This window comes from Paraburkholderia sp. BL23I1N1 (assembly GCF_003610295.1).
Taxonomy (GTDB): Bacteria; Pseudomonadota; Gammaproteobacteria; order Burkholderiales; family Burkholderiaceae; genus Paraburkholderia.
The window spans coordinates 1,741,115-1,764,936 of sequence record NZ_RAPV01000001.1; the positions used below are offsets into that span (position 1 = coordinate 1,741,115).

The window sequence follows — 23,822 nt, forward strand, 5'->3', positions numbered from 1 at the left end:
ACAATGCTCCACGGGTGGACGGCGCTCCGTCTACCTGTGGTACTTTTGAAAGATATATATCTCTGGTCTCTTTATTCCCGTAAAGGACGAGCCAGACCCTCGTCATGAGCGATACCACGCCTTTGTCCGCCGCATCACCGGTCCAGACCGTGCCCGCGCACGATGCCACTGACGCCGGTGTGCGACAGGTGGCGACTTCGCCGCGCCGGTTGCACCCGACGCCGAAGATTCATTGGCTACTGCCCCCGATGCTTCGTCGGCCGGTTCAACTACCGATTCGGCTACTTCGCCGCCCAACGCCGGATCACCCGCCGCCGCGCTATTCGCCAGATCGGGGGCCGCCGCCGCGGCCAAGGCGAGCATGCCGCCGGGCTTCGGGGCGCAGCCGGATTTCGAATCATTGCGGCCACCGCCGGCCGGCGCGGCGTCGGCGGCACCAGCACGTACCTGCGTCGTAGCGACAGGCGATGGTCGGCGCTCGGCCGGATCATTGCGGCGCGCGCTCGGCGCGTGTTCGATCGTGCTGGCCAGCGAAGCTCGCAGCGCACGCTGCGCATCGGCGTGTCAGCACGGATCTTCCATCCGAAGCCCGGCGCGCCGGGGTTGCGTGGTAAGACTCTGCAGTATGTGGAGGAATCGATTGCGCACCGTGTGATGTCGCGCGACGTCCTCGTGTTCATGATCCCGACCGTCGGGCACCAAGGGACGCTGCATCCGAGCAACATCCGGCTGCGCGACTACGCGAAGCATCTCAATGGGCTGCTGCAAGGCGGCGCGGACGTGTCGCCGCAAACCTACGCCGCATCCGACGCACGGCCGGAATGGCCGGGCGATCGGGTGCACGACATGTACGCGCTCGAGTGCTGCACGAGTTCGTAGAGTCGGGCAAGCCGGTGCTCGGTGTGTGCCGCGGTTGTCAACTCATCAACGTCGCATTCGGCGGATCGCTGTATCAGGACATCGCGACCGAGGTGCCGACCGCGAACGCGCACGTGAGTGAGCGCTACAGCCAGCACCGGTATGCGATCCGCTTTCCGGAACGCTCGTCGCTGGCGAGCATGTTGCCGGGGCGCAGGGAAGTGATCGCGAACTCGATCCACCGTCAGGCGATCCGTGAGCTCGGTCGCGATCTTAACATCGAGGCCGTGTCGTCCGACGACGGGATCATCGAAGGAATCCGCTATAGGCGCGCGGCGTTCGTCGTCGGCGTGCAGTGGCACCCGGAGTTCCACCGCGCAGGCGGCCCTGAGTTGCTCGACTGCGTGCCGCTGCTCGATACGTTTTTGCTTGCGGCGCGCGATATGAGGCTGTGACGCGTGTCTGAGCTACCCGTCTCGCAGGCGGTGAAGGGTTATCGGGAATCGCAGCACCCTAGGGGGTGAACCCGGGGGACGCTGCTTTTTACGATCTCCGGCTGTCTCCGACTCGACCGCCGGAGTCCGACGCAATCTTCCGAAAGGTCGTTGCTGCACGCCGCGCGATATATGACGTGTCGTCGGTGTTGGCCGTGTGCACGGACGCGGGTGGCCCGGCCCGTCCTGCGGTGCCGGCACCGCGCGGACAACGGCAGTGGCGTCGATACACTCCCCGTACCTCGGCGAAGAGCCGTTCGCAGAGTTGGTGCTTCAAGCAGGCGTCGGACTTGACGGCGTTGTCACATCCGGTACGGCTTCCCAGCCCAGATCAATGCCCACAAAGCGACGCAGGCTGGTGGTGTCATACAGGGCCTCTTTGCAAGCGAGCTCGGCCAGATTGAAGCAGCGCTGCACGAAGAGAATCCACAGCATCGGCTCCGAACGAATCGGCGGGCGACCTCGCGTTTCCGGTAATACAGTTCGACTACCGCGCACACAGTTCGGCCCACGGAACGATCGTGTTCATCGTGTCAAGAAACTCGTTGCGTCGCGTGCGTTTGCGTCGGGTCTCGAACCCGCACCCAAGCATTTCCGCCGCTCCGCTGAGCGCACACCGAGCTCCATTGGGCTCGAAGGCGTCTCGGTGGCGGATGTATATAGCCGTGCGAGCTATGGGTCCCGCCGTCAAAGGAGGAACCTCCATCCCTACGAGCAAAAACGGCTTAGGGCGAAGTCTTCGATGCCGACCTGTGTGCGATCGCCTGTCACCAGATCGGCGAGCACAGCGCCTGCGGCCGGTCCTATGCCGAAGCCATGGCCTGAAAAGCCGGAACCGAGATAGAAACCCGGTATCTGCTCGACCTTCGAGATAACCGGCAGCGCATCGGGCGTGACGTCAATCATGCCGGCCCACTTGCGTACGATCGACGCATTGGCGAACGACGGAAAGGTCTGCTTCAGGCAATCCATTGCGTCGTTGAGCATTCCGTTGTTCGCCTCAGGATCCAGCACGCGGTACGTTTCGAATGGCGTCGGGCTGTCAAGGCTGAAGCGGCGTGGAATTTTAAGCTCATCGAAAAAGGGGCGTCCAAGACGCAGTCGCAGATACTTGCGCTCGTTGAGCCACGCGCGCAAGAATTTCGTGCTCAGGCGGATACTGTCGGGCGTGAGATCGGCGACCGAGGCGCCGAGTTTCGACACGGTGTACCCGCCGTCGGCGCGTTTGCGGCATGTGAAGTCGCCTCCGTTGATCGCGACGTCCAGTTTCGCGTCGATAGGAGCGGTTTGCAGCACTGACGCATGGACCTTGAGCTGCGGAAACTCAATTGCATGATTGCCGCAGAAAAGCCGCGACCACGCACCGCCTGCCAGTACCACGTCGGCGCATTTCACGACGCCGTGCTCGGTCACGACACCCGACACGCGACCCGCGGACACGTCGATGCCGCGCACCGCGCAGTGCTCGAAGATGGATGCGCCGTTCGCGCGTGCAAGTTCTGCGATGCCGCGTGTGGCCATCGCGGGCTCGGCGACGCCGTCGCTTGGGCTATACAACGCCCCAGCCCACGTGCGGCTCGACTGTGGGAGAATCTTCGCGAGTTCGGCCTTGGCGAGAAGGCTGACGCGGACACCGCTGGCGCCGGATGCATCGATCCATTTTTGATGCAGCGCCATCTCCGACTCGTCTTTCGCAAGATATGCGAGTCCCGTCATCCGGTAGCCCACGTCGATTTGCGACTGGATTGACTGCCACAATTCGTTAGCGAGGACAGACAGTTGCAGTTCCTTAATGTCGCGTCCGATGGAGCGCACCCAGCCCCAGTTGCGTGAAGACTGTTCGCAACCGATCGCGCCTTTTTCGAACACCGCGACGTCGACACCTTTGCGCGCCAGCGCAAGCGCGCAACTGATTCCAATGATTCCGCCGCCAATAATTGCGACGGAGACCTGCTTGGGCAATTCGGGTTTCAATGTGATTTCTTGAATGGGCAGCATGTTAGCTCGGAGATATGTCAGTTGACGCGCTTGCGGCTGGCGATCAGAGCCACGAGCGCCAGAGTCGAAATCACTATCAGGTAATAGGCCGGCGACATGATGCTGCCCGTCAATTTCACGAGAAGGTTGGTCACGACAGGCGTGAGTCCGCCGAACAGCGTCATCGCGATTACGTAGGCGAGCGACGAGCCGGTGGTACGGCAGGACGTAGGAAACAGTTGTGAGAGCAACGAGCCGACCGGCGCGTAGTAGAAGCTGTAGAACACCAGTGAAAGGGTGCACTGGAATGTGATCAACGTTGCGGTGCTCGGCGCACGCGTGAGCATGTAAAAGAGCGGCAGGATGAGCACCATGCCGCACAGTAGCGCGGCACGCATCACCTTGACGGTGCCGAGCCGGTCCGCTGCGATGCCGCCGATTATCGGGAAAACGACGGATACGAGGCCGCTGAGCGTCGACGACAGGAAGGCTGCGTCCTTGCTGACTCCCAGATTATGAATTGCGAACGTCGGCATGTAGATGTTCATAAAGCTAGCGAGGCCACCGGCGCCTGAAATGACCGCCCCCATGAGCACGCTCGACATATGGGATTGCGCCGTTTCGCGCAACGGCTTGCGAACCGCTGCACTTGCCTGCGCGAACGCCACCGTCTCGTTCACCTTTCGTCGGATATAGAGACCAATCGGTCCTATCAGACAGCCAAAGGCGAATGGCAGACGCCAGCCCCACGATTCGACCTGTTGCGGCGACAGATAACGATTCACGCAGTAGGCGAAGAGCGACGCCACCAGTACGGCGAGACCTGACGTCGACCATTGCAGGCTTCCGAAAAACCCCCTGCGCTTCGCATCCTGTTCGGTCAAAAATGAATTGGCCGCTCCAAATTCGCCGCCTGCTGAGAAGCCTTGGAGCAGGCGTCCCGCGACTAGAATTACCGGCGCGAACACGCCGATCTTGTCGTATGTGGGCACAAGTGTGATCGAGGCAGTGCCGCACAGCATCAGAAACGCCGTGAGGCTTAACGTGAAACGCCGGCCATGTTTGTCGGCGACCACGCCCAGGATGATCGCACCGACCGGACGGATGAGGAATGAGCTTGCGAAAGTGAGCAGACTAAGCAACAGCGCCGATTGTTCGTCGCCGGTCGGAAAAAATAGCTTCGACACAGTGATTGCGAACATTGCGTAGACGAGCAGGTCGAACCATTCGAAAAATGTGCCAAAGTTTGCGGCGATAACATCGCGCATCCAACTCGTTGCTGGCTTCGGGCAGACGATGGGGTCAAGGGTGTTGGCTCTGTTCGGCATCTTGTTTCCTTTGCAGTCGGTGCTGGCGAGCAGCCCAACGGGTGTATCGCCGCGCGTCGCGTCGCGACAGCAGCGGCAGAGAGAGACATCGCTTCTTGGCATTCGCCGCCGAAATCGATGTCTTTCAGTTGCGGTGGTTATTCGTTGCGCCGCCGGGCCATGCACGGGTGGCATGAGTAGGATGGTGTGCCGTCGACGTGAACGACACAATGCTGTCAAAAAGGGTCTGGTATTTGAAATTCGTATAGAGGGTTTCCCCGGATACGGACAGACTTCACTCGGCAAACTCATTGCCTCGCGCACCGAGCATTTCTTGGCCGTCGATCTCCAACGTCGATGTCGATAAGCGCGGCTACCGGTGCGCACTGCACAGACCGCCGGAGATGCAGGGCTGCGTTGCAGGCAGTACACCGCATCCGTCTAGCCTTTACCCGAAGAATAGGGGGATACCCTTATCCACTTTTCAAATAGTCGGCCGCTTTTGGCGACATTGTTTATCGGACGGTGAAGCGCGAATATTCACCCATACCGCCATGTTTCGGGCGGAACAGTCCACGAATGGGAGCGCTTGCAATGACCAAAGACGGAAAAATGAGGCTCGGCCTCTCGATGCGATATCTCGGCTATCACGTGGCCGCCTGGAGGCATCCGGACGTGCCCGCGGACGGCGCGCTCAGTTTCGAGTACTTCCTGAGCACGGCCCGCAAGGCGGAAGCAGCGCATCTCGACATGGTTTTCTTTGCTGACGGTCTTGGGATCCGCGCCAATGACAATCCGAAAGGATCTCTTGCGCGTGACATGCGGAATGCTGAGTTGGAACCGATCACACTCCTCGCCGCATTGGGCGCGACGACGTCAAATATCGGCCTGGTGGCAACCGCTTCGACCACGTACAATGAACCATTTCACATCGCGCGCAAATACGCTTCGATCGATCACATCAGCGGTGGCCGCGCCGGATGGAATGTCGTCACATCATGGTCAGATGAGGAAGCTCAAAACTTCAACAGGAACGAGAACCTTGCTTATGAGGACCGGTACGAACGAGCCGACGAGTTCGTCGATGTCGTCAAATCCCTTTGGCGAAGCTGGGAGGATGACGCGTTCGTCCGAGACAAGGAAAGCGGACTTTTCTACCACGAAGACAAGTTGCACGTTCCTGATCACAAGGGCAAGCACTTCCAGGTGCGGGGTCCACTGAATTCGGCGCGCACACCGCAGGGAGAGCCGATCATCGTGCAGGCCGGAGCTTCCGAGGCCGGACGTGAACTTGCTGCTAGATGCGCGGATGTGGTTTACAGTAACTCGCACGACCTGAAACATGCGCAAGATTACTACGGCGATCTTAAGGCGCGGCTTGCGAAGTATGGTCGCGAGCCCGAAGAGTTGCTAATCATGCCGGGCATTACACCGTTCGTAGGTAAGACCAGGCAAGAGGCGCAAGACAGGTTCGACCAGCTTCAGGAGCTTATCCACCCGCTGAGTGGTCTGGCCTCGCTCTATAACGCACTGGGCGACCTGTCTGGGTATCCGCTTGACGGGCCGGTGCCGGACATCGGTGGTCAGAAACTCAGGAGCATCGCATCAAACCTCTTGGAGATGGCTCGTACTGAGAAACTCTCAATTCGGCAACTCTACCAGCGCGTCGCATCGACTTTCTGGGTACGCCTCGCGATTGGAACTGCGAGCGACATCGTTGATGAGATGGAAGAGTGGTTCAAGAATGATGGCGCCGACGGCTTCAATTTTTGCCCGGCCATCCTTCCGGGCGGCATGGAAGACATTAGTGATCTCCTCATCCCGGAACTGCGCCGCCGCGGGTTGTTCAGGGATCGCTATGAAGGACGAACTCTGCGCGAGAACCTTGGCCTCAAACCCAGCATCTTCAAGCTTGCGTGATCCGTCATAGTCCAGGCAGGTGACCAAATGCAAACCATCGATTCAAGAGCTAACTTCCAGCAGGCGATGTCGTTGTTCGCTGCCGGCGTTACAGTTATTACCGCAATGCACGACGCAAAGCCGGTCGGCCTCATCGCTACATCGGTATGCAGTCTATCCGACGACCCGCCGTCGGTCATCGTCTGCGTGAACAAGAGCGCTTCGTCCCACGACGCGATCCTGAGGGCAGGTAGTTTTGCCGTAAATCTCCTTTCGACAGCGCACTGCGGGGTCGTTGACACATTTCGCAAAACTAAAGGGCAAGCCCGCTTCACTTCCAACCAATGGGCATCTCTCGTGACCGGTGCACCGGTCCTGGCTGATGCAACGGTTGCATTGGACTGTGAAATCAGTGATCAGCATGACGGATTCACCCACTCCATCATCGTTGGAGTGATCAGAGAGATTGCATTTAATGAGACCGCTGATGCGGGATGCCTTCTGTGGCACGAACGCGGTTTTGCACGGAGCGCACCTCTGACTATTTGACTGCGGACGCCGGTGCTTCAAGTCGAACGGATTGTCGGCCAGTGTAATCGCTCATCGTGACCGAATCTTTATTGAGTAGTGCCAGCCGCGAAGCACCAGGAAGGCCCGACCGTCAGAACACCGTGGTCGGTACATCCTTGCGACGCTGGTCCGAAACATAGATGATGGCTGTTGAAAGTGGGCTATCAACTGGGAAACTATGAACATCCGGCAACTTGAAGCATTCCGCACGACTATGATGGTCGGCACTGTAAACGGTGCTGCGGACTTACTGGGGCTGTCTCAGCCATCGGTGAGTCGCTTGATCACCGAGCTCGAAAAGGAGCTCGGCGTGACATTGTTCAACCGCGCTGCTGGCAGGCTGGTGCCGACGCCTGAAGGAAGGATGATCCACGAGCAAGTAGAGAACACATTCCGTGCGTACCAAAAGATCGGGGAACTTGCCGCTGATGTGAGGAAACTTCGCGTAGGCAGCGTCTCGATCGCATGCATGCCGGCCCTAGGAATAACTTTTTTGCCGGCAGTCATAGCCCGGTTTTGTGAAACTCATCCAGACGTTGATATCTCACTGGATGTTCAAAGCTCCACGAAGGTGGAAGACTGGATTGCGACGGAACGAATCGATCTTGGCCTTGCAGAAGTACCTTACGACCGCGAGGACCTTTCAGTAGACGAATTCTGTAATGTTCCCTACTACGTCGTCATGAAGAAGGGGGACCAGCTCGCGGAAAAGTCGATGCTTTCACCGACGGATTTCGAAGGGCGTACGTTTATTTCCACCACGGCGCACTATCAAGCCCGGCCGCATGTTGATCGCCTTTTCGAATCGCGAGACGTACACCGTGTCATGCGCGTCGATACCTCGTTCTCCCACTCAACATGCGAGTTGGCCGCACTGGGAATGGGTGTCGGTTTTATCGATCCATTCAGTGTTCACGGATACCTTGATCGGGTCGATGTTCGTCTCGTAGACCCTTGCATTACCTTCAGGGTTGGACTGCTATACCCAAGGTCTCGCCCGTTGTCGAAAGTAGGGCGAACATTTGTTTTGTTTATGAAGGAGTGTCGTGACCGATGGTTCGCTGAGGTGGCCGCAGCTTGCAGACCTCCTGTATGACTCCGCAGAGACTCTTCTAACCCCGGGGTGGCACCGGCGGTGTCGATTGATTTCTTGAATAGGTTAAGACTCAGGCGTGACTCCAGAGACATCCGTCTCAAATGTTGCGTCTATTTTTGGTTTCGAATAGATCGTTATCGAGCTCTGACTATGGCTATCAAAACGCTTCGCATACCTAGCTATCCAATCGATGCGCAGTTCGTCGAGCGCTGGTCACCTCGCGCCTTCACATTGGATCCTATCGATGAGGGTACCGTTCTCACTATTCTCGAAGCCGCCCGTTGGGCTCCTTCCTCTTATAACTCTCAGCCTTGGCGGTTTGTTTGCGTCCATCGGGACACGGATCACTGGGACTCGTTTCTTTCGTTTTTGAATGACTTCAACCGCTCGTGGGCAGTCCGTGCCGCGGCGATCGTTGTGGTTATGTCAAAGCGGACATTTCGGATACCTGGAAAAGATGAGGAACTATCGTTGCCCACGCATTCATTTGACGCTGGAGCTGCCTGGGCGTTTCTTGCGTTGCAGGCTAGCCTTATAGGGTGGGGCGCTCATGCTCTTGCAGGGATCAACAGCGACCACATCCGTAGCGAACTGAGCATTCCAGACGATTTTTCAATCGAAGCTTGCGTAGCAGTGGGCCGGGCTGGGGATGCTGCGCTACTTCCGCATTTTCTCCAGCCAAAGGAGGTGCCGAGTGACCGTCGACCACTGGTCGACATGGCGGCGGAAGGACGTTTTGTCGACGGAACATAACTGTTTTAGAAGCGCCATTTTCAACCACGCGTGCGGGCTCGTCGGGCTATGGGAGCTGGCGTGCGGCGGCGTGCAGACCAGGTGTCAGCAGCTAAGCACGAAGGTGCCCGAAGGGCCCGCATGCGCCGTCTCTTACGCGTTGCCCTATGACACCGGCAACGTAACAGCGCTTTTTATTAGGAGAAGCTATGGAACAGTTGACTTTCGAACGGGTTTGTAAGATCGACCCGACTCAGCTGCAGGAGAATATGAGCTATCCCGCTGACGAAATGCTAATCACTGGTAGGCCGAAGAGAATCAGCCGTCCTTTGGTGGACTTTGAACCATCACGTCCGGGTGTCGGTTTCTGGGAGGCAGAGGTTGGCGCCTGGAAGTTCGTCTATCCATCAAACCGCAACGAGATCTTCCACGTCCTGGAGGGTACCTTCTCGCTCGAGAGCGAAACCACACCACAGACTGAATTCTCCAAGGGCGACACGGGCGTTATCCCCGCCGGCTTCTCAGGAACTTTGAGAGTCACCGAGGCAGTTCGAAAGATATACGTTCTTCTCACCTGAGAAGCGTCACCAACGACGTCGCAAGTTGACTCGCGAAGCGTCTTCGCAAAATCGCGTTGAGCTGCATTATGACGGAAGGTAGTTAAATGACCTATTCAGATACCAAGCTTTTCATTAACGGAACTTGGTGTGACGCACTTGATGGAGCGACCATCAATGTGATCAGCCCTTCGACCGGCGAAAGGATTGGCGTGGTCGCCTGCGCGGCAAAGGAGGACCTTGAACGCGCTGCATCCGCTTCAGAAGCGGGCTTCGCTGAATGGCGCAACTTCGCAGCGGTTGAAAGAGCGAGGATAATGAGAGGCGCGGCAATGCTTCTGCGGGAGCGCGTCGAGACCATCGCTTCCCTCCTAACGCAAGAGCAGGGAAAGCCGCTTGCTGAAGCGCGGGCGGAAGTCTTCTCGGCGTCGGAGATCATCGAATGGTTCGCTGATGAAGGCTTGCGCGTCTATGGACGCGTCGTTCCGTCGCGAAGTCAGAATGTTCAACAACTCGTGTTGAAGGAACCGGTCGGACCGGTCGTAGCCTTTACGCCCTGGAATTTTCCGGTTAATCAGATCGCTCGAAAGCTGTCGGCCGCGCTGACCACGGGCTGCTCTTTCATTGTGAAAGCGCCGGAAGAGACGCCCGCCTCGCCGGCGGCGCTTATTCGGGCATTTTCGGACGCAGGCGTTCCTCGGGGCGTTTTAGGTCTCGTCTTCGGGAATCCTGCGGAAGTTTCTGAGTTTCTTGTTTCCCATCCAGCAGTTCGGAAGGTCACGTTCACAGGATCAACGGCTATCGGCAAGCAGCTGGCCAGTCTGGCCGGCCGACATATGAAACGGACGACGATGGAACTGGGCGGTCATGCGCCAGTCATCATCGCTGCAGACGCTGATGTCGAGGAGGCTGCGAAAGTTTTAGGTGCCGCAAAATTCAGAAACGCGGGACAGGTCTGCGTTTCGCCCACGCGATTCCTCGTGCATAACAGCTTGCGCGGGTCGTTCGAGGCTGCGATGGTCGCGTATGCCGAACAGTTGCAAATAGGTGACGGTCTGGAAAAAAGCACGTCGCTAGGGCCGTTGGCAAATAAGCGTCGCTTGGCGGCCATGAAAGAGGTCGTGAGCAACGCACGTGAGTCTGGAGCCACGTTGTTGACGGGTGGAAACGAGATCGGCGATCGAGGCAATTTTTTCGCGCCTACGGTGCTTTCCGACGTGCCATTAACCGCCGCGATCTTCAATGAGGAGCCTTTTGGTCCTGTCGCTGCGATACGAGGATTCGATGCCCTCGACGAAGCGATATCAGAAGCGAACAGGCTTCCGTATGGACTTGCGGGATACGCATTCACGAATTGCGTGAAGAGCGTACATCAGCTTTCGCAACGCCTGAATGTTGGAATGCTATGGATTAATCAGGGCGCTACGCCGTGGCCTGAAATGCCGTTCGGCGGCGTCGGGGATTCCGGTTACGGTTCGGAAGGCGGTCCTGAGGCGTTGGAACCTTATTTGGTTACCAAAGCCGTCACGATCAAAAGCTGATCACCGACGTAGAGGCCGGATCCCTTCGCAGAAAGTAAGGCCATGGGCCAAGTCAAACCATCAAACACGTACTCCGCGGCGGCGGCGGGTTCAAGAGAATAGATCAATGCACAACGCAAACGTATCCAGACTGCTCAATGTCCTACTTGGCGAAGAAAAGACTCGTGTCCTTTTTTCCACGCTCAATTTCCCCTCCATTCTCAACGACTGGGAAGAAGGCACTGTAACCCGCGCCGAGTTGGCGCAAGCGATGAATATGGCGCTCTTCGATGATCTTCTACAGCGGTCGGAAAACGGCCGCACCTACACGAAGGAAGCGATTGCGAAGGGCGGGTCAGTGTTCTTCGATCACGGAGCGCTGCGCACGGTGCGCTGGCCCCACAACGGCGCGCTGCCGCCCGGCGAGGCCGCGTTCACTAGGATTCTTCGTCCGCTCGGCTTCAGGCTCAACGGCCGCTATCCACTCGTCAAGCTCGGCATGACCGGCCGTGCGTATGCGCACGAGGACGCACCCGATGAGATCGCCCAGTTCTTCGTCAGTGAGCTACACCCGGAGCGTTTTTCGAAGGAGTTCCAGCAGGCTGTGACGAACGTCGTCGCTTCATCCAAAGATCCGTTGACGGCGCTCGCGATCTCACAGCTTTCGGACCTGGAGCGCGACGGATCGTTGCCCGGCGACGCGGCGGAACAGTTGCTGCCCGTCATCGTCGGCGCATTCTCGCGCCAGCACGCCATTCCACGAGAGACGGATTACGACACGTTGCTGCTTGAATCGGCGGAGATGGCATGGATCGCGACTGAGGGGAATGCCTTCAATCATGCAACAGATCGCGTCGAGGACGTATTCAGCCTTTCGGAGGATGAGAAGTCGAAGGGTCGTCCGATGAAGCCCGATGTCGAACGTTCGCGTTCTGGGCGCGTGTTCCAGACGGCTTATAGGGCGGATACAGTGCGGCGCGCTTTCCGTTCGTCCGATGGCGACGAGATTACCCGAGAGGTGCCGGGCTCGTTCTATGAGTTCATCACGCGCAAGCGTGAGTTCGATCAGGCAAAGCGCGGTTGGCAGGTAGACCTGCGCTTCGATGCGGGCAACGCCACCGGTATCTTCAAGATGACAGCCAAGGCAGCGAAGTAACGTGAAATCAGCCAGACCGTTCCAGGGGAGCTTGCCCCTTCTGCAAGCCTTAGAAGCTGAAATGCGTGCGAGGGTGCGCGGCGAAGTGCGTTTCGACGCGGGCTCCAAAGCGCTGTATGCGTCCGATGCATCAAACTATCGGCAGATACCGCTCGGCGTCGTCGTGCCCGCCGATATCGAAGATCTTGTCGCAACGCTCGACGTATGCCGTCGCAAGGACGTTCCATTTTTGACCCGCGGAGGGGGTACCTCGCAGAACGGGCAGTGCGTGAATGTGGCCGTGGTGGCCGACGCGAGCAAGTATGTGAATCGCGTGGTATCGGTAGATGCGAAGACGCGCACGGCCATCGTTGAGCCGGGCGCGATCTGCGACACGCTGCGCGACGCCGCCGAAGCGCACGGCCTCACGTTCGCCCCCGACCCGGCCACGCACAGCCGATGCACGCTCGGCGGCATGATCGCCAACAACTCGTGCGGGGCGCATTCGGTGATGGCTGGGAAGACCGTGGAAAACGTTGAGGCGCTCGAGATCGCCACTTACGATGGCGCGCGCTTCTGGGTAGGCCCGACGAGCGACGCGGAACTCGATGCCATCATTTGCGAAGGTGGAAGGCGCGGTGAGATTTATCGCAAGCTGCGCGATTTGCGCGACCGCTACGCGGGTCACATCCGCGACGAGTTTCCACAAATCAAACGACGCGTCTCTGGTTTTAATCTCGACCAGTTGCTCCCGGAGAACGGCTTCAACGTGGCGCGCGCGCTCGTCGGCACGGAAGGCACGTGCGCGGTGACGCTTCGGGCCAAGGTTCGACTGGTGCATAGCCCGGCATGTCGCGTGCTGTTGGTGCTCGGCTTCAAGGACATTTACACAGCGGCGGATGCGGTACCGCATTTCAATCGCTTTTCACCCCTCGCCATCGAAGGGCTCGATCGCGGCATCATTCGTGGTCTGGAGGTGCGCGGACTGAAATCGGAAGAGATCGCGCTGCTGCCTGAAGGCGACGCTTGGGTCGTGCTCGAATTCGGCGCCGACACGGTTCACGACGCGCTTTCGCAAGCGCAGGAAGCGGATGGGTACTTCAAGGCGGGCTTGGGTGGTGAGAATGTCACGAGTTTCGTCGTCGAGCAGAAGGTGAAGCAGCAGAAGATCTGGTCGATTCGTGAGACGGGTGCATCCGCTGTTTCGCTGTCGATCGATCCGGCTACGCCAGACCCGATCGTCGGCTGGGAAGATGCTGCGGTCGACCCAATGCGTCTCGGCGATTATCTGCGTCAGTTCCAGACGCTGGTCGACCGCTACGGCTACGAGACGTGCCTTTACGGACACTTCGGCGACGGTTGCGTGCATGCGCGAATCACGTTCGATATTCGAACGCCGGAAGGCGTGCTCAGGTGGCGCGAATTCTTGCGCGATTCGGCGCAACTTGTTGTCGACTACGGCGGGTCACTGTCCGGCGAACATGGCGATGGACAAGCGAAGGCCGAGTTCCTTCCGATTATGTACGGGCCCGAAGTCATGCGGGCAATGGAGGAGTTCAAGGCCATCTGGGATCCTGCGAACCGGCTGAATCCAGGTAAGGTCGTGAACGCGTACCGCGCGGATGAGAATCTGCGCATGGGACCGTCGTACAAGCCCGTGAAGCTCACGACGAAACTGACGTTTGCCAGCCGCGAAGGCGATGGCTTGCAGCGCGCGGTGGAGCGTTGCATCGGCATGGGGAAGTGCCGTTCTCTTGATGGCGGCACCATGTGTCCGAGTTTTCGCGCGACGCGCGAAGAAAAGTATTCGACCCGTGGCCGCGCGCATCTGCTCTGGGAAATGCTGCAAGGAGAAGTTATCACCGACGGATGGAACAGCCGCGAGGTGAAGGAAGCGCTAGATGGCTGTCTCGCGTGCAAGGGCTGCAAGTCGGACTGTCCAACGCATACCGACATGGCGTCGTACAAGGCCGAGTTCTTGTCTCACTACTACCAGCGTCATCGCCGGCCCAGGCAGGCGATGTTCATGGGCAGGATCGGGCAATGGGCGCCGCTGGCGAGTCGTTTTCCATGGCTCACGAATCTTATGACGTCGTCGCGTTTCATCGCGCCTATCAGCAAGTGGGTCGCGGGCGTCGCGCCGCAGCGCGATCTGCCGCTTTTCGCGTCGAAACCGTTCAGACAACTTGCGGATGGTCATCGCGTACGCGACAGGCATCCGAATGCAAAGCAGACGGGCAAGGTCATTCTGTGGGTTGATACCTTCAACGATCATTTCTCGCCTCAAATTGCAAGCGCCGCATTCGATGTCCTGACACTGCTCGGATACGACGTGGTATTGCCTCACAAGCGTCTGTGTTGCGGGCGTCCGCTGTATGACTACGGGCTCATTGACCAGGCGAAGGCCTTGTTGCGACGCGCGGTCGACGAGCTATCGGAAGACATCCTGCTCGGCGTTCCGGTCGTCGGACTTGAGCCCGGTTGTCTGTCCGTGTTCAAGGACGAATTACTCAAGCAGTTGCCGCAGGATGACATTGCGCGAAAGCTCTCGGCGCAAACGCATCTCTTGTCGGACTTCCTCGCCGAAACGGAATTTCAGTGGCCGACGCTCGATGCCGATGTCATCGTGCACGGGCATTGTCATCAGAAATCGCTGTTCGGCATGCATGGCGAAACCGCGCTGCTCGACAAACTCGGTGTGCGCTGGAAGCTGCTCGATACAGGATGCTGCGGCATGGCTGGATCGTTCGGTTTCAACAACGAGCACTATGATTTGTCGATGAAAGTAGCGGAAGACAAGCTGCTGCCGCTCTTGCGCGCAGCCCCGCCGGATGCATTGATCATGACCAACGGCTTCAGTTGCCGTGAGCAGATCGAACAAGGTGTGAAGCGACCGGTCCTGCATATCGCCGAGCTCGCGCTTCGTGCGCTCAGGAGCGGGCATGGCGGCCGTCCGGTTTCTCGATCCAGTATAGCGGGCGGCCTGACTTCAGCTTCAAACAGTGCATCTTTTCGCCCAATGCAGAGAGATCAGGCCTGACTTGCGCTCAGCACTCCTTGATTCGGTGGCCGTATGGAAAAGATGTGAGCGCAATTGGCCTGGTGGACCGAATGCCTGGCTGCGAGGGATTTTGGAGCAGACGGGGGCGGAGCGCGCCTGCACATCGTCGTGGGCGGAGGTTTTGGTATGGCTGTTTTCGTGTGATCAGACACCGGTCTTGACGCGGCGGCGCGTGGGCTACCGCAGACATCAGTGTCTTGCACACCCCCAGACTGCGGCCATTGGCACCCCTTTTCACGTGGGGTAGGGAGTACTCGGAGGACCTGAGGTGCGATCTTGAAGGTCGCCGTACCGTAACCTTCATCAAGGATGAGAAAGTTATGACGAGCGTGGGAATGTCGTTGAGGAGTATGGTCGAGGATTGGTTGGCGCCCGACCCGAACAGAGGGTTTCGGGTCAGCCACTACGGACGATCCAGCAGGGGACGTTACGTTTGCGTCGTCGCAGATAACGGCGGCGGGTCAAAGGCGATGTTCTTTTTTCGACACCGAAACGGAAAATGGTGCATTTTCCCACCCGATCCAGAGAGGCCTGCCATGCGCATCGCTGAAGTTTCGTATGCCGAGACTGAGGGTGAAACCAGACGTTAGAGCGTGTTAGGAACTTTGAGCGCGACCTGGGATCCTGGAGGAATGAAAAAGGCAGACCGCAAAGGGTACGGCACCGCAACCGCGCTGACCGTCAGGCATGTTGTATACGGGCGCGCTCGCGATTTCTGTACGCGGGAGTCGGGCATCATGACGCGCAACGGAGAGCAGATTGTCGTTCTGATTGACCGAGCTGTTCCTGAAGACCTGGCGAACGCTCACGCAGTTTGCAGCGACCATAGCATCGTCGATGCGGTCGTCGCGGCGCTGGGCGACGCGCCGGTGTTCACGTCGATGGGCCCGATCCGCGCAGCCATCGGTGCATCGATCCCGACCTGCGACGGCACACCGTTCGACCCCGAAAAAGAAGCATCCGCGGAGATGCGCATGGGCACCAGAAAGTGGCGGACCCGATACGCGCGGGACATGGAAATTGCCGGGGAACTGCTAGGCGCGATGGAACGCGACGAGTTGTGCTTCCGCTATGAGAAGGTCTGCAGCGCGACCGGTACGGAGTGCGTCAGCTATTGGGAGGCGTTGTTGTGCAGGACCGGAGATGGCGTACCGGTCAGTGTAGGCAAGTGGATTCCCGCTCTCGAACGGCTCGGACTGGTGAGCCGCCTCGACAGATGGGTCGTGACGACCGTGATCGATACGCTGCGTGCGCATCCGGACATGTCGCTGGGCTGTAACGTGTCGATTCAGAGTGCAGCGCTCGGCGGCTGGCGGTCGATGGTCATCGAAACCCTTGCCGGGGAGCCTCAGGTCGCGGCACGGCTCGTCATCGAGTTGACGGAAAGCGCGCCGCTGACCGACATCGACGCAGTCGCGGACTTCGTCCGGGCGCTGCAACAGCTCGGATGTCGCGTCGCTCTCGATGACATCGGTGCAGGCTACAGTTCCGTGCGGAGTCTTATGGAACTGAGTGTGGACATTGCAAAAGTCGATGGTGGATATCTGCATCGGGCCCGCTCGAACGGATGCGTTAGAGTACATTTGGGTGCGCTGATCCGTCTGGCGCGAAGATGCGCTTCGCATGTGGTGGTCGAACGTGTCGAGGACGAGGAAGACCTGCACATATCCCAGGCCTGTGGCGCGCATTGGGTTCAGGGATATCTCTTTGAGCCGATCTTCGTCGCCGGTTTGGCGCAATCGGCGTCTGAGCCGGAACGGACTGATGTGCGAGATGGAAGGTCCTGCGGGAGAAAGGAGAAATCTTGAGCGACATCCTTCACCACAAACCTGAAAGTGGCGTGCCGGTCATCGCACAGCTCGTCGCTGGCATGCGGACCAACTGCGAGTCCGCTTGCAATTTTCTTCCGCAACAATGACCGCGGTTGACGCGTATTCCCGCCTGAGCCTGAACGTCCGGTGTTTAGTTTCCTTCGAGTGCACCGCGATTGAGGTATCGGCGGCGCAATCCAGACTGGGTCCGGGAATGAATGGAGTACAAAAATGTTCGAAAAGTCGAAGCCGCTCACGCTCGAATACGCCCGGGAGCTCGAGATATGGACGTGCGCCTGGTACGACGAAGCCGTAGCAGCAAATTTCGTGCGGCCGCCGTATCACCCTGACGCGATGATCATCAAACGTCTGCAGGGCTACTTCCACGCCGGCCTGGCGCCGGCTGAAGCTGCAATGGCATGCTTCGGAAGGAACCACTGAAACGGCGCCGGCATCGCATCCTCGCTGGGCATGGATGGTCATGCGCAAGGCCGGCAACGATCTGGAAGATGCAATGAATGCCCAGCCCGTTACGCACATGGACCAACCACTGGAATCGGGCAACAACTTCAGCGAAGGTGCGCGTCTGCTGGAGTACCGATGGCGGCGCTTCGGCACCTGAACGAAGGAAACCATCGACGCCGCCGCCTCGAGCGGCTATGGGCGACGGCGCCGCCGCATTCCAGACAGAGTTTTTTGTTGATACCTATGCGTGGTTCAGGAAGAGGACACGATGTTGAACATGACCGAACTGGAAACGTTTGCCGCGGTCGTTGAGTATCGCAGTTTCTCGCAGGCGGCCGCGGCACTAAACATCTCTTCTGCTGCAGCGACACGCCGGGTCAAGCGGCTTGAAAGGTCAACGGGGGCACTCCTCCTGATCCGCGAACCGACCGTGATGCCGACGCAGGCAGGAGAAAAAGTCTATCGTCATTTCATGTCCATCCGGCTTCGGGAGGACGACCTGCTACGGGAAATCGAGCCCGGAAGAGCCGCGACCACTGCGCTGGCACTGGCAATCAACGCCGATTCCCTTGCAACCTGGTTCGAGCCGGTGACGCGCGAACTGGTGCAGTACCATGTCGAGCTTGAGATTCTGGTCGATGACCAGGATCACACGCTCGATGCGCTTGCCCGCGGCGACGTCAAAGGCTTTCTTTCGACGCAGGCGGAGCCTGTGGGTGAGCGTTTCGCGGCCGAGCCGGTCGGACAGATGCGCTATCAGTGTGTCGCTTCGCCCGGGTTCGCCCGCGAACATTTCGCTGGCGGCCTGATCCTGCCCGGCGCGCTCAAGGCACCAGCCATCCTGTTTGACCGCAAGGACAGGTTGCACGACATATTTCTCAGGTCGTACTTCGGCGCGACAGTCGGCAGGTACATCAAGCACTATTTGCCTTCACCGTCGGCGTTGTTCAATGCAATTGTTGACGGCGTCGGGTATGGTCTCGTACCTGCGATGCAGGCCGAGCCGCGAATCATTGACGGCAGACTGGTTGCGCTCGCCCCCGATCACGACGTGATGATCGATCTGTACTGGCATCACTGGGAGCAGGAGCCCGAGTCGCTCGCGAAGATCAGTGCACTGGTGATGGAAGCGGCACGCCGAAGCCTGGTTCAGCCGGCTCCGGAGGGAGACGGCGGCAGTTGAAGGATCATCGCAGATGGCCGCCTCGACGCTGCGTGGCGCGTCTTTCGGCCGCGCTTGTCACGCCGCTCATTGTCGCCCGTGTTTTTCTGGGGACATGTCATGCGGTCCGATCTCCCGCTGTCCTTTCTCATAGCCGGTCCCGTTTCATTTACCTCGATTCCGTCCACCCGGGGGTTCCGCAGTGACGCAAGCGGTGAATGTTACGCCGGCGACGGATCCGGGACCATAACGGTCCATGGAGGCGGGAGACGTTGCCTGCCAACGGGCGGCCACCCTTTTCCAGCGACGATATTCACGCATACATGCCAGAGAACGTTACGATCAAGTCAGTGAAGCATATTGGTATTGCATTATTCGACGGATTTGCGCTCTGCGAGACCGCTTCTGTGATCGAACTGTTCCAGTGTGCCAATGCACTCGTTTCAGGTGACCGGGGGCGTGCAGTGCCGTACCAGGTGTATCTGCTTTCGAGTGCCGGCGGTTGCGTCGCAAGCTCGTCTTCGGTCAACGTGTGGACCGAAAGCGTCGACACGCCGCGCCATGTCAGGCATTTCCAGGTGCTTTTCGTCGCAGGCGGGGCAGGCGTTCAACACATCGCGTGTGACAGGCAGAGCATGGAGTGGCTGCGCCGAACAGGTGAGCGTGCCGGGCTCGTTTATGCCATTGCCGAAGGGCACCAGCTACTGGAAGGAGCCGGGTTCAGATGCGCGCAAGCCGGTTGGTGCATCGACGAACAGGCTTCAGTTGGGGGGAGAACGGCCCTCCGGGCGCCGAGGACGCACGAGGTGTCTCCGGCGATTCGCGCGGCGTTGAGCATCATCCAGGAAGACCTTGGCGGTGAGATTGTGCGCCCGATTCCGCACGACATCATGTCACCGGCGCTGACGCAACTTACCGACATGATCTGTCGAACGGCGACGCGCGATGTCAGCGAGAAGATCAGGGCCGCTGCGCGATGGCTGGAGGCAAATGGCAACCAGCCACTTGCGATCGGGCGGGCTGCCGAGGCGGCAGCAATGAGCGGCAGGAACTTCCTGCGACGTTTCAAGGCGGAAATGGGCGTCACACCGTGCGACTACCTCCTGCATCTGCGCCTCGACAGGTGTTGCCGTTTGCTCGTCGAGACCCGTCTGCCAGTCGACAAGATCGCGCGACGTTGCGGCGTGGGCAGCGGCGGGCGACTCGCCAAGCTGTTTCGCAGGCATCTCGGCAAGACCCCTACCGACTACAGGGCCATCCAGCGCTGGTCGGGCGAATCCAGCCAGGGAGACTGAAACTTCCGAAGCCGAAATCAGAATTGCTCGTCTGAACGCCCGAACGACCAGGGGTAAGATTGCCTGCCCACCGCTCCATTCTGCCCGGCTTCGACGGCCGGACTTCAGGATCGCGCGCGCCCCGGCACGCGGGTGAATCGCCATGCGGCCAGCACGCAGGCGGACGCCAGCAACCCGGCCGGCAGCGGGAGCCAGGCGGGCAGATTTCCGATATCAGTCCAGTTCATCGACGAAACGAGCAGGGAGGTCGCGGCGCCAGAGAGCAACATCCATGATGCGCAGCGCGGCGCAACGCGTCGTCCGGTCTCGTGAAGGAGAAACAGCAACCCGACGGCCGCAACATACACGACGTTCAACGAAACGATGGTTGATACGATCGCCTGACCGTCCGTCGCGATTGCGCATCCGATGGCAACGATCAGCACGCGCGACGCGTGGCCGTGGTGACCATCACTCGCGTGGCCGTGGCGGCCATCACGCGAATATAGGCCCTCAAGGGCCGACGACATCGCTCGCGTGATGGCCGTTCCCGATCCGAGCGCGGCCAGGAGGATAACGCCGATGCAAATCATCCCCATCGCCCCACTGGTCTGCAGCATGATCCATGGGATCGCACTCGCGGTCTCGCTCAGGCCGTACAGCTTGCCGGCGCGAAGCGCAGCGACGACCGTCGCGGCCGGAAGAAACCCCGTCACCATCAGGAAGAGGCTCGCGAGCACGCAGCCCAGCCACGCATCTCGCGGTCGGCGCGCCGCGATGGCGAACTGTTGATAGTCGGATCCCGTGATGACCAGAAAGCCGACCGCTGCAATGGTGACCAGGGTCCCGGCTCGTGGCGCAGTGCATATCTCCGCAATGAAGGACGGCCACGCATGCAGGTACACGGGCAGGCCGCCCGATGCGGCGAGCGCATGCACAAGCGCGATGTTCGTCGCCAGCAGGCAGCACGCAAAGAGCACCGCAGCGATGCCGAGCTCAATGCAGGACATGACCAGCAGCGCCGCGGCGATCAGCACCAGTGCATGGGTTGCCGGCAGGCCCGTCGCGACGAGCACGGCGATACCGCCATGGATCTGGGCGGCCAGTACGCCGGACATCCACACGAGCGAGAGCAGCGCGACGAGCCTGCGCACCACCGGACCGTACCGCTCGCCAAACACGTCCCAGATGAGTTCGCGGCCCCGCCAGAGTGTCGGCGCGGCCAGCGCAAGCCCGAGCATGCCCAGTGCGGTGACGATCGCATACAGACTGCCCGCCATGCCGGCATGCAGTGCCATTTCGCCGGAACCGAGCAGGAAGGCGACACCGTAGCTGGCCGAGACGAGCAGCGCGGCCACGTGGATCGCACCGAGATTACGCTGCAGCATTTTCACCTCCCTGGACTTCCCATTCGCGCACGACGGCCTCAGGGCCGCGAAAGTACGCATGGCAGACTCTCGCCTCGCTGGCGAAGGCGGGCAAAGCCAGCAGCCTGCGCTGTGCGCGAGGCAGGCGGTGATAGGGAATCGACGGCATCAGGTGATGCATGAGGTGGTAGCCGTTGTTGTGCGGGTGAATGATCCAGCGCATGACGCTGCGGGACGAGACGTCACGCGTGTAACTGAAAATCCCGCCTCGCGCCAGACCGAAGTGATCGCACAGCTCACGAAACGTGGTGATCGCGTGAAAGAAGGTGGCTCTCGCCAGCATCCAGATGCCGAAAAAAAGCGCCGCCGCATGAACACCCCGCACAAGTGTCACGGCACCCAGTACGGCGACCCACCATCCGATGATGCCCAACCGCTGCATCCAGCCGAGCCGCCGTAGATGCAGGTGGCCGAATATTGAAGCTGACCAGGCCGCTGGCGCAAGCAGCACCTTGAGAAACGGTTGCCACCAGCCGTCCCCAGGCCCGGGCTGAACGGCGATGTAGTCAGGGTCGTGCGTGGGGTCGCCGAGCCACGCGTGATGGCGGGCGTGGAGTTCCCGATAGAGGGCTAGACCGTTGAAGAGCGCCGGCGCGATGAAAAGTCGCGCGAGCGCGTCGTTGAGCCGACTGGAACGGGCAAAATTGCGGTGTGCGGCGTCGTGCAGCAGGTTGCCGAGCGCACGCTGCCGGTTACCGATCCATGCAACAGCCGCCGGTGCCGTCCACCATCCGACACGCAGCAGGATCAGGATGGCAACGGTGATGCTCAGCCAGTCGAACACGATATCGATGACGACATTGAGCACGTCGGGCGATGTCATGGTCCGGTGAAGGGTATCCCATTCGGGAAACGCGGAGCGGATCAGATCCTGGTCGTGAATTACGGCGCGACTATTCATGAATTACCTCGCATGGATTACCTCACAACGAAGACAGGCACGTCGCCCGCAGCGGATGCGAAATCGCATCGCATGCACATGGGTGACGACAACGGGCTTTGATATTACGAAACCAGCGCGCGCTTGATCCCGCGTTGCGAAAATATTCATGCGGTTGCATTTTCGGCAACGGCGTGCGCGATGTTTTTCGATTCTTGCCGACCGTTTCCGGCGGCAATGAAATGAAGGGCGCGGGTATGATCGGGCGGATGACGTGCGCGGCGCCGCGGGAATTGGAGGCACGCGACAAATGCCAGGCAGGACTGCGAAACGTTCCGCTCTATCACGCAACCTCACGCAACATCACGGAGCACGCCTTGAAGAAGGACTGAAGAGACAGGTGATCGTGTGGGTTACAGCGTCAGTCTGGGCGCTCTATCGTCGATATCCTGTATGGATCCCGGGGTGACGCGGTGCTTCGCGATGAAGATGGTCACAGGCGTTCTTGCTCTAAACCACGGTCATGGCGTCAACTGGGTCCCCTCATCGACTCCGCGAAAGGAGGCTCCGTCACGTGACGATGCGCGATATTCCGCGCGGAGAATCGATCAACGGCTCGGGGAATTTTTCAGGAATCAGCGGGCCGGCCGGCGCCACGAACAGAACGCGCGGCGCTATGCTGGTGCGCCATCGTCGGCCGGCTCCGTCGAGATACAGATCTGCACGCTGGTGGGCGCGTGCTGTCCAATGACGAATTCAAGACGGATATGCGTTTCGGGTGCCAATGCGATTTTCGCGGCCTGCCTGCCACGGGCAAGCAGCGCGTCCTTCTCGATCTCGATGGCCAGTTCGTCCAGTTCCTTGCTGATTTCTTCCCGGCGTCCCATTCCTTTCTCCACGACCGATGGCGATATCACAGGCGCTTTCACGCATGCGTCACAAAACGCTACGTCTGAAGATTAATGTTGGAACGATGGTCGACGGGCATCATTGCAGAATTGTTCTCGTCGTTGACCTGAGCGCAATCACTGACCGCAATCAGCGTGCGAGACGACTGATGCGCGAGTCCTTCAGGATCTGCTCGGCACTCTCGCCCAGCAACTGGCACTGCTCGTAGAGCAGGCCAATGAGTCGCGCCTTTTTCTTCGCGTCGAGCGGCACATCAAGACGCTGCTCGATGCGTGCGACGGCGACCAGCACGCTGTCGAGCGTCTTCTGGTCGAGCCGGTAGTGCACATCGCGGTCGAGAATCATGTTGCCGTCACCCGTCATCAGCCAGACGGGATCGACTGAAAACTGCTCATAGAGCGCGCGCAGCAGTTCGACCGGTACCGCACGCTCGCCGCGCTCGTAATTCGCATAGGCACGCAGGGAAAGGCCGAGCTGCCGGGCCATCTTGTCCTGCGACAGGCCGAGGTGTTCGCGCACCTGCGCGACACGCTGATGGTAGTCGCCGTGATCCGTGGTGCTTGACATGTCTGTCTCACATTCCTAGAGTGATCTTGTGCCTTGATTATAGGAACAATTGAGTAATGGACAAGTCTGGACGTACCTGGATTAAACGGGCGTTTTCTGGAGACATGATGCGTCGACGCGT

At 59.5% G+C, this 23,822-nt stretch carries 19 protein-coding genes and 2 pseudogenes; 14 read left to right on the forward strand and 7 right to left on the reverse strand.

All coding sequences use genetic code 11. The annotated features are described in order from the left end of the window. Window positions 1-232 precede the first annotated feature (232 nt). A pseudogene (locus tag B0G76_RS08355) lies at window positions 233-1,313 on the forward strand (gamma-glutamyl-gamma-aminobutyrate hydrolase family protein). Window positions 1,314-1,590: 277 nt separating this feature from the next. Here the strand turns inward: B0G76_RS08355 and B0G76_RS08360 are convergent. The 3 genes and pseudogenes from B0G76_RS08360 to B0G76_RS08370 form a co-directional block, all read right to left on the reverse strand. Continuing rightward, a pseudogene (locus B0G76_RS08360) lies at window positions 1,591-1,944 on the reverse strand (transposase); the annotation flags it as partial. 116 nt (window positions 1,945-2,060) lie between these two features. Next, window positions 2,061-3,350: an FAD-binding oxidoreductase gene (locus B0G76_RS08365; protein WP_116140880.1), complete on the reverse strand. Its 1,290-nt coding sequence runs from the start codon at window positions 3,348-3,350 to the stop codon at window positions 2,061-2,063. Window positions 3,351-3,367: 17 nt separating this feature from the next. After that, window positions 3,368-4,960: an MFS transporter gene (locus tag B0G76_RS08370; protein ID WP_244201161.1), complete on the reverse strand. Its 1,593-nt coding sequence runs from the start codon at window positions 4,958-4,960 to the stop codon at window positions 3,368-3,370. Window positions 4,961-5,230: 270 nt separating this feature from the next. On the opposite strand from B0G76_RS08370, the gene B0G76_RS08375 reads away from it, so the two are divergent. From B0G76_RS08375 to B0G76_RS08435, 13 genes are all read left to right on the forward strand, one after another. After that, the gene (locus B0G76_RS08375; RefSeq protein ID WP_102631013.1) at window positions 5,231-6,556 is read left to right on the forward strand and encodes an LLM class flavin-dependent oxidoreductase; all 1,326 of its coding nucleotides are present in this window, start codon (window positions 5,231-5,233) and stop codon (window positions 6,554-6,556) included. 27 nt (window positions 6,557-6,583) lie between these two features. Continuing rightward, complete coding sequence (locus tag B0G76_RS08380; RefSeq protein WP_116140882.1) at window positions 6,584-7,084, forward strand: flavin reductase family protein; 501 nt, start codon at window positions 6,584-6,586, stop codon at window positions 7,082-7,084. Between the two features lie 199 nt (window positions 7,085-7,283). Beyond that, window positions 7,284-8,201, forward strand: coding sequence for a LysR family transcriptional regulator (locus B0G76_RS08385; protein ID WP_116140884.1), 918 nt, complete (start codon window positions 7,284-7,286; stop codon window positions 8,199-8,201). Window positions 8,202-8,351: 150 nt separating this feature from the next. Beyond that, complete coding sequence (locus B0G76_RS08390; protein WP_116140886.1) at window positions 8,352-8,954, forward strand: nitroreductase family protein; 603 nt, start codon at window positions 8,352-8,354, stop codon at window positions 8,952-8,954. 188 nt (window positions 8,955-9,142) lie between these two features. Continuing rightward, window positions 9,143-9,511 carry a cupin domain-containing protein gene (locus B0G76_RS08395; protein ID WP_102630911.1) on the forward strand — a complete coding sequence of 123 codons (369 nt, stop codon included), beginning with the start codon at window positions 9,143-9,145 and terminating at the stop codon, window positions 9,509-9,511. An 86-nt stretch (window positions 9,512-9,597) separates the two neighbouring features. Continuing rightward, a complete protein-coding gene (locus tag B0G76_RS08400) occupies window positions 9,598-11,031 on the forward strand; it encodes an NAD-dependent succinate-semialdehyde dehydrogenase (RefSeq protein WP_116140888.1) in 1,434 nt (477 codons plus the stop codon). A gap of 106 nt (window positions 11,032-11,137) precedes the next feature. Continuing rightward, window positions 11,138-12,166 (forward strand): DUF1338 domain-containing protein, encoded by a 1,029-nt coding sequence (locus B0G76_RS08405; RefSeq protein WP_116140890.1) that lies wholly within the window; start codon window positions 11,138-11,140, stop codon window positions 12,164-12,166. 61 nt (window positions 12,167-12,227) lie between these two features. Beyond that, entirely contained in the window at window positions 12,228-15,185 is a 2,958-nt protein-coding gene (locus B0G76_RS08410) for an FAD-binding and (Fe-S)-binding domain-containing protein (protein WP_258875530.1), read from the forward strand. A 758-nt stretch (window positions 15,186-15,943) separates the two neighbouring features. Next, window positions 15,944-17,014, forward strand: coding sequence for an EAL domain-containing protein (locus B0G76_RS08420; RefSeq protein WP_164862218.1), 1,071 nt, complete (start codon window positions 15,944-15,946; stop codon window positions 17,012-17,014). 234 nt (window positions 17,015-17,248) lie between these two features. Beyond that, on the forward strand, window positions 17,249-17,458 hold the full coding sequence (locus B0G76_RS08425; RefSeq protein WP_116140898.1) for a hypothetical protein: 210 nt from the start codon (window positions 17,249-17,251) through the stop codon (window positions 17,456-17,458). Window positions 17,459-17,498: 40 nt separating this feature from the next. Then, window positions 17,499-17,639 (forward strand): hypothetical protein, encoded by a 141-nt coding sequence (locus B0G76_RS42815; protein WP_164862217.1) that lies wholly within the window; start codon window positions 17,499-17,501, stop codon window positions 17,637-17,639. A 111-nt stretch (window positions 17,640-17,750) separates the two neighbouring features. After that, on the forward strand, window positions 17,751-18,665 hold the full coding sequence (locus B0G76_RS08430) for an HTH-type transcriptional regulator ArgP (protein WP_164862216.1): 915 nt from the start codon (window positions 17,751-17,753) through the stop codon (window positions 18,663-18,665). A 251-nt stretch (window positions 18,666-18,916) separates the two neighbouring features. Continuing rightward, window positions 18,917-19,939: a helix-turn-helix domain-containing protein gene (locus B0G76_RS08435; protein ID WP_259460529.1), complete on the forward strand. Its 1,023-nt coding sequence runs from the start codon at window positions 18,917-18,919 to the stop codon at window positions 19,937-19,939. 104 nt (window positions 19,940-20,043) lie between these two features. On the opposite strand, the gene B0G76_RS08440 is transcribed toward B0G76_RS08435, so the two are convergent. From B0G76_RS08440 to B0G76_RS08460, 4 genes are all read right to left on the reverse strand, one after another. Then, complete coding sequence (locus tag B0G76_RS08440; RefSeq protein ID WP_116140902.1) at window positions 20,044-21,306, reverse strand: sodium:solute symporter; 1,263 nt, start codon at window positions 21,304-21,306, stop codon at window positions 20,044-20,046. Beyond that, window positions 21,293-22,246, reverse strand: coding sequence for a fatty acid desaturase (locus B0G76_RS08445; RefSeq protein WP_116140904.1), 954 nt, complete (start codon window positions 22,244-22,246; stop codon window positions 21,293-21,295). Before B0G76_RS08445 ends, B0G76_RS08440 begins: the two co-directional genes overlap by 14 nt. Before the next feature lie 653 nt (window positions 22,247-22,899). Beyond that, window positions 22,900-23,112: a hypothetical protein gene (locus B0G76_RS08455; RefSeq protein WP_116140908.1), complete on the reverse strand. Its 213-nt coding sequence runs from the start codon at window positions 23,110-23,112 to the stop codon at window positions 22,900-22,902. A 151-nt stretch (window positions 23,113-23,263) separates the two neighbouring features. Then, window positions 23,264-23,701, reverse strand: a complete 438-nt coding sequence (locus B0G76_RS08460) for a helix-turn-helix domain-containing protein (RefSeq protein WP_116140910.1) — start codon at window positions 23,699-23,701, stop codon at window positions 23,264-23,266. Window positions 23,702-23,822: the final 121 nt, after the last annotated feature.

Bases quoted from the DNA above. Each gene is read 5' to 3' on its own strand.
- B0G76_RS08365 (WP_116140880.1), bottom strand. From the start codon at position 3,350: ATGCTGCCCATTCAAGAAATCACATTGAAACCCGAATTGCCCAAGCAG.
- B0G76_RS08375 (WP_102631013.1), top strand. From the start codon at position 5,231: ATGACCAAAGACGGAAAAATGAGGCTCGGCCTCTCGATGCGATATCTC.
- B0G76_RS08380 (WP_116140882.1), top strand. From the start codon at position 6,584: ATGCAAACCATCGATTCAAGAGCTAACTTCCAGCAGGCGATGTCGTTG.
- B0G76_RS08385 (WP_116140884.1), top strand. From the start codon at position 7,284: ATGAACATCCGGCAACTTGAAGCATTCCGCACGACTATGATGGTCGGC.
- B0G76_RS08390 (WP_116140886.1), top strand. From the start codon at position 8,352: ATGGCTATCAAAACGCTTCGCATACCTAGCTATCCAATCGATGCGCAG.
- B0G76_RS08395 (WP_102630911.1), top strand. From the start codon at position 9,143: ATGGAACAGTTGACTTTCGAACGGGTTTGTAAGATCGACCCGACTCAG.
- B0G76_RS08400 (WP_116140888.1), top strand. From the start codon at position 9,598: ATGACCTATTCAGATACCAAGCTTTTCATTAACGGAACTTGGTGTGAC.
- B0G76_RS08405 (WP_116140890.1), top strand. From the start codon at position 11,138: ATGCACAACGCAAACGTATCCAGACTGCTCAATGTCCTACTTGGCGAA.
- B0G76_RS08410 (WP_258875530.1), top strand. From the start codon at position 12,228: ATGCGTGCGAGGGTGCGCGGCGAAGTGCGTTTCGACGCGGGCTCCAAA.
- B0G76_RS08420 (WP_164862218.1), top strand. From the start codon at position 15,944: ATGACGCGCAACGGAGAGCAGATTGTCGTTCTGATTGACCGAGCTGTT.
- B0G76_RS08425 (WP_116140898.1), top strand. From the start codon at position 17,249: ATGTTCGAAAAGTCGAAGCCGCTCACGCTCGAATACGCCCGGGAGCTC.
- B0G76_RS42815 (WP_164862217.1), top strand. From the start codon at position 17,499: ATGCGCAAGGCCGGCAACGATCTGGAAGATGCAATGAATGCCCAGCCC.
- B0G76_RS08430 (WP_164862216.1), top strand. From the start codon at position 17,751: ATGTTGAACATGACCGAACTGGAAACGTTTGCCGCGGTCGTTGAGTAT.
- B0G76_RS08440 (WP_116140902.1), bottom strand. From the start codon at position 21,306: ATGCTGCAGCGTAATCTCGGTGCGATCCACGTGGCCGCGCTGCTCGTC.
- B0G76_RS08445 (WP_116140904.1), bottom strand. From the start codon at position 22,246: ATGAATAGTCGCGCCGTAATTCACGACCAGGATCTGATCCGCTCCGCG.
- B0G76_RS08455 (WP_116140908.1), bottom strand. From the start codon at position 23,112: ATGGGACGCCGGGAAGAAATCAGCAAGGAACTGGACGAACTGGCCATC.
- B0G76_RS08460 (WP_116140910.1), bottom strand. From the start codon at position 23,701: ATGTCAAGCACCACGGATCACGGCGACTACCATCAGCGTGTCGCGCAG.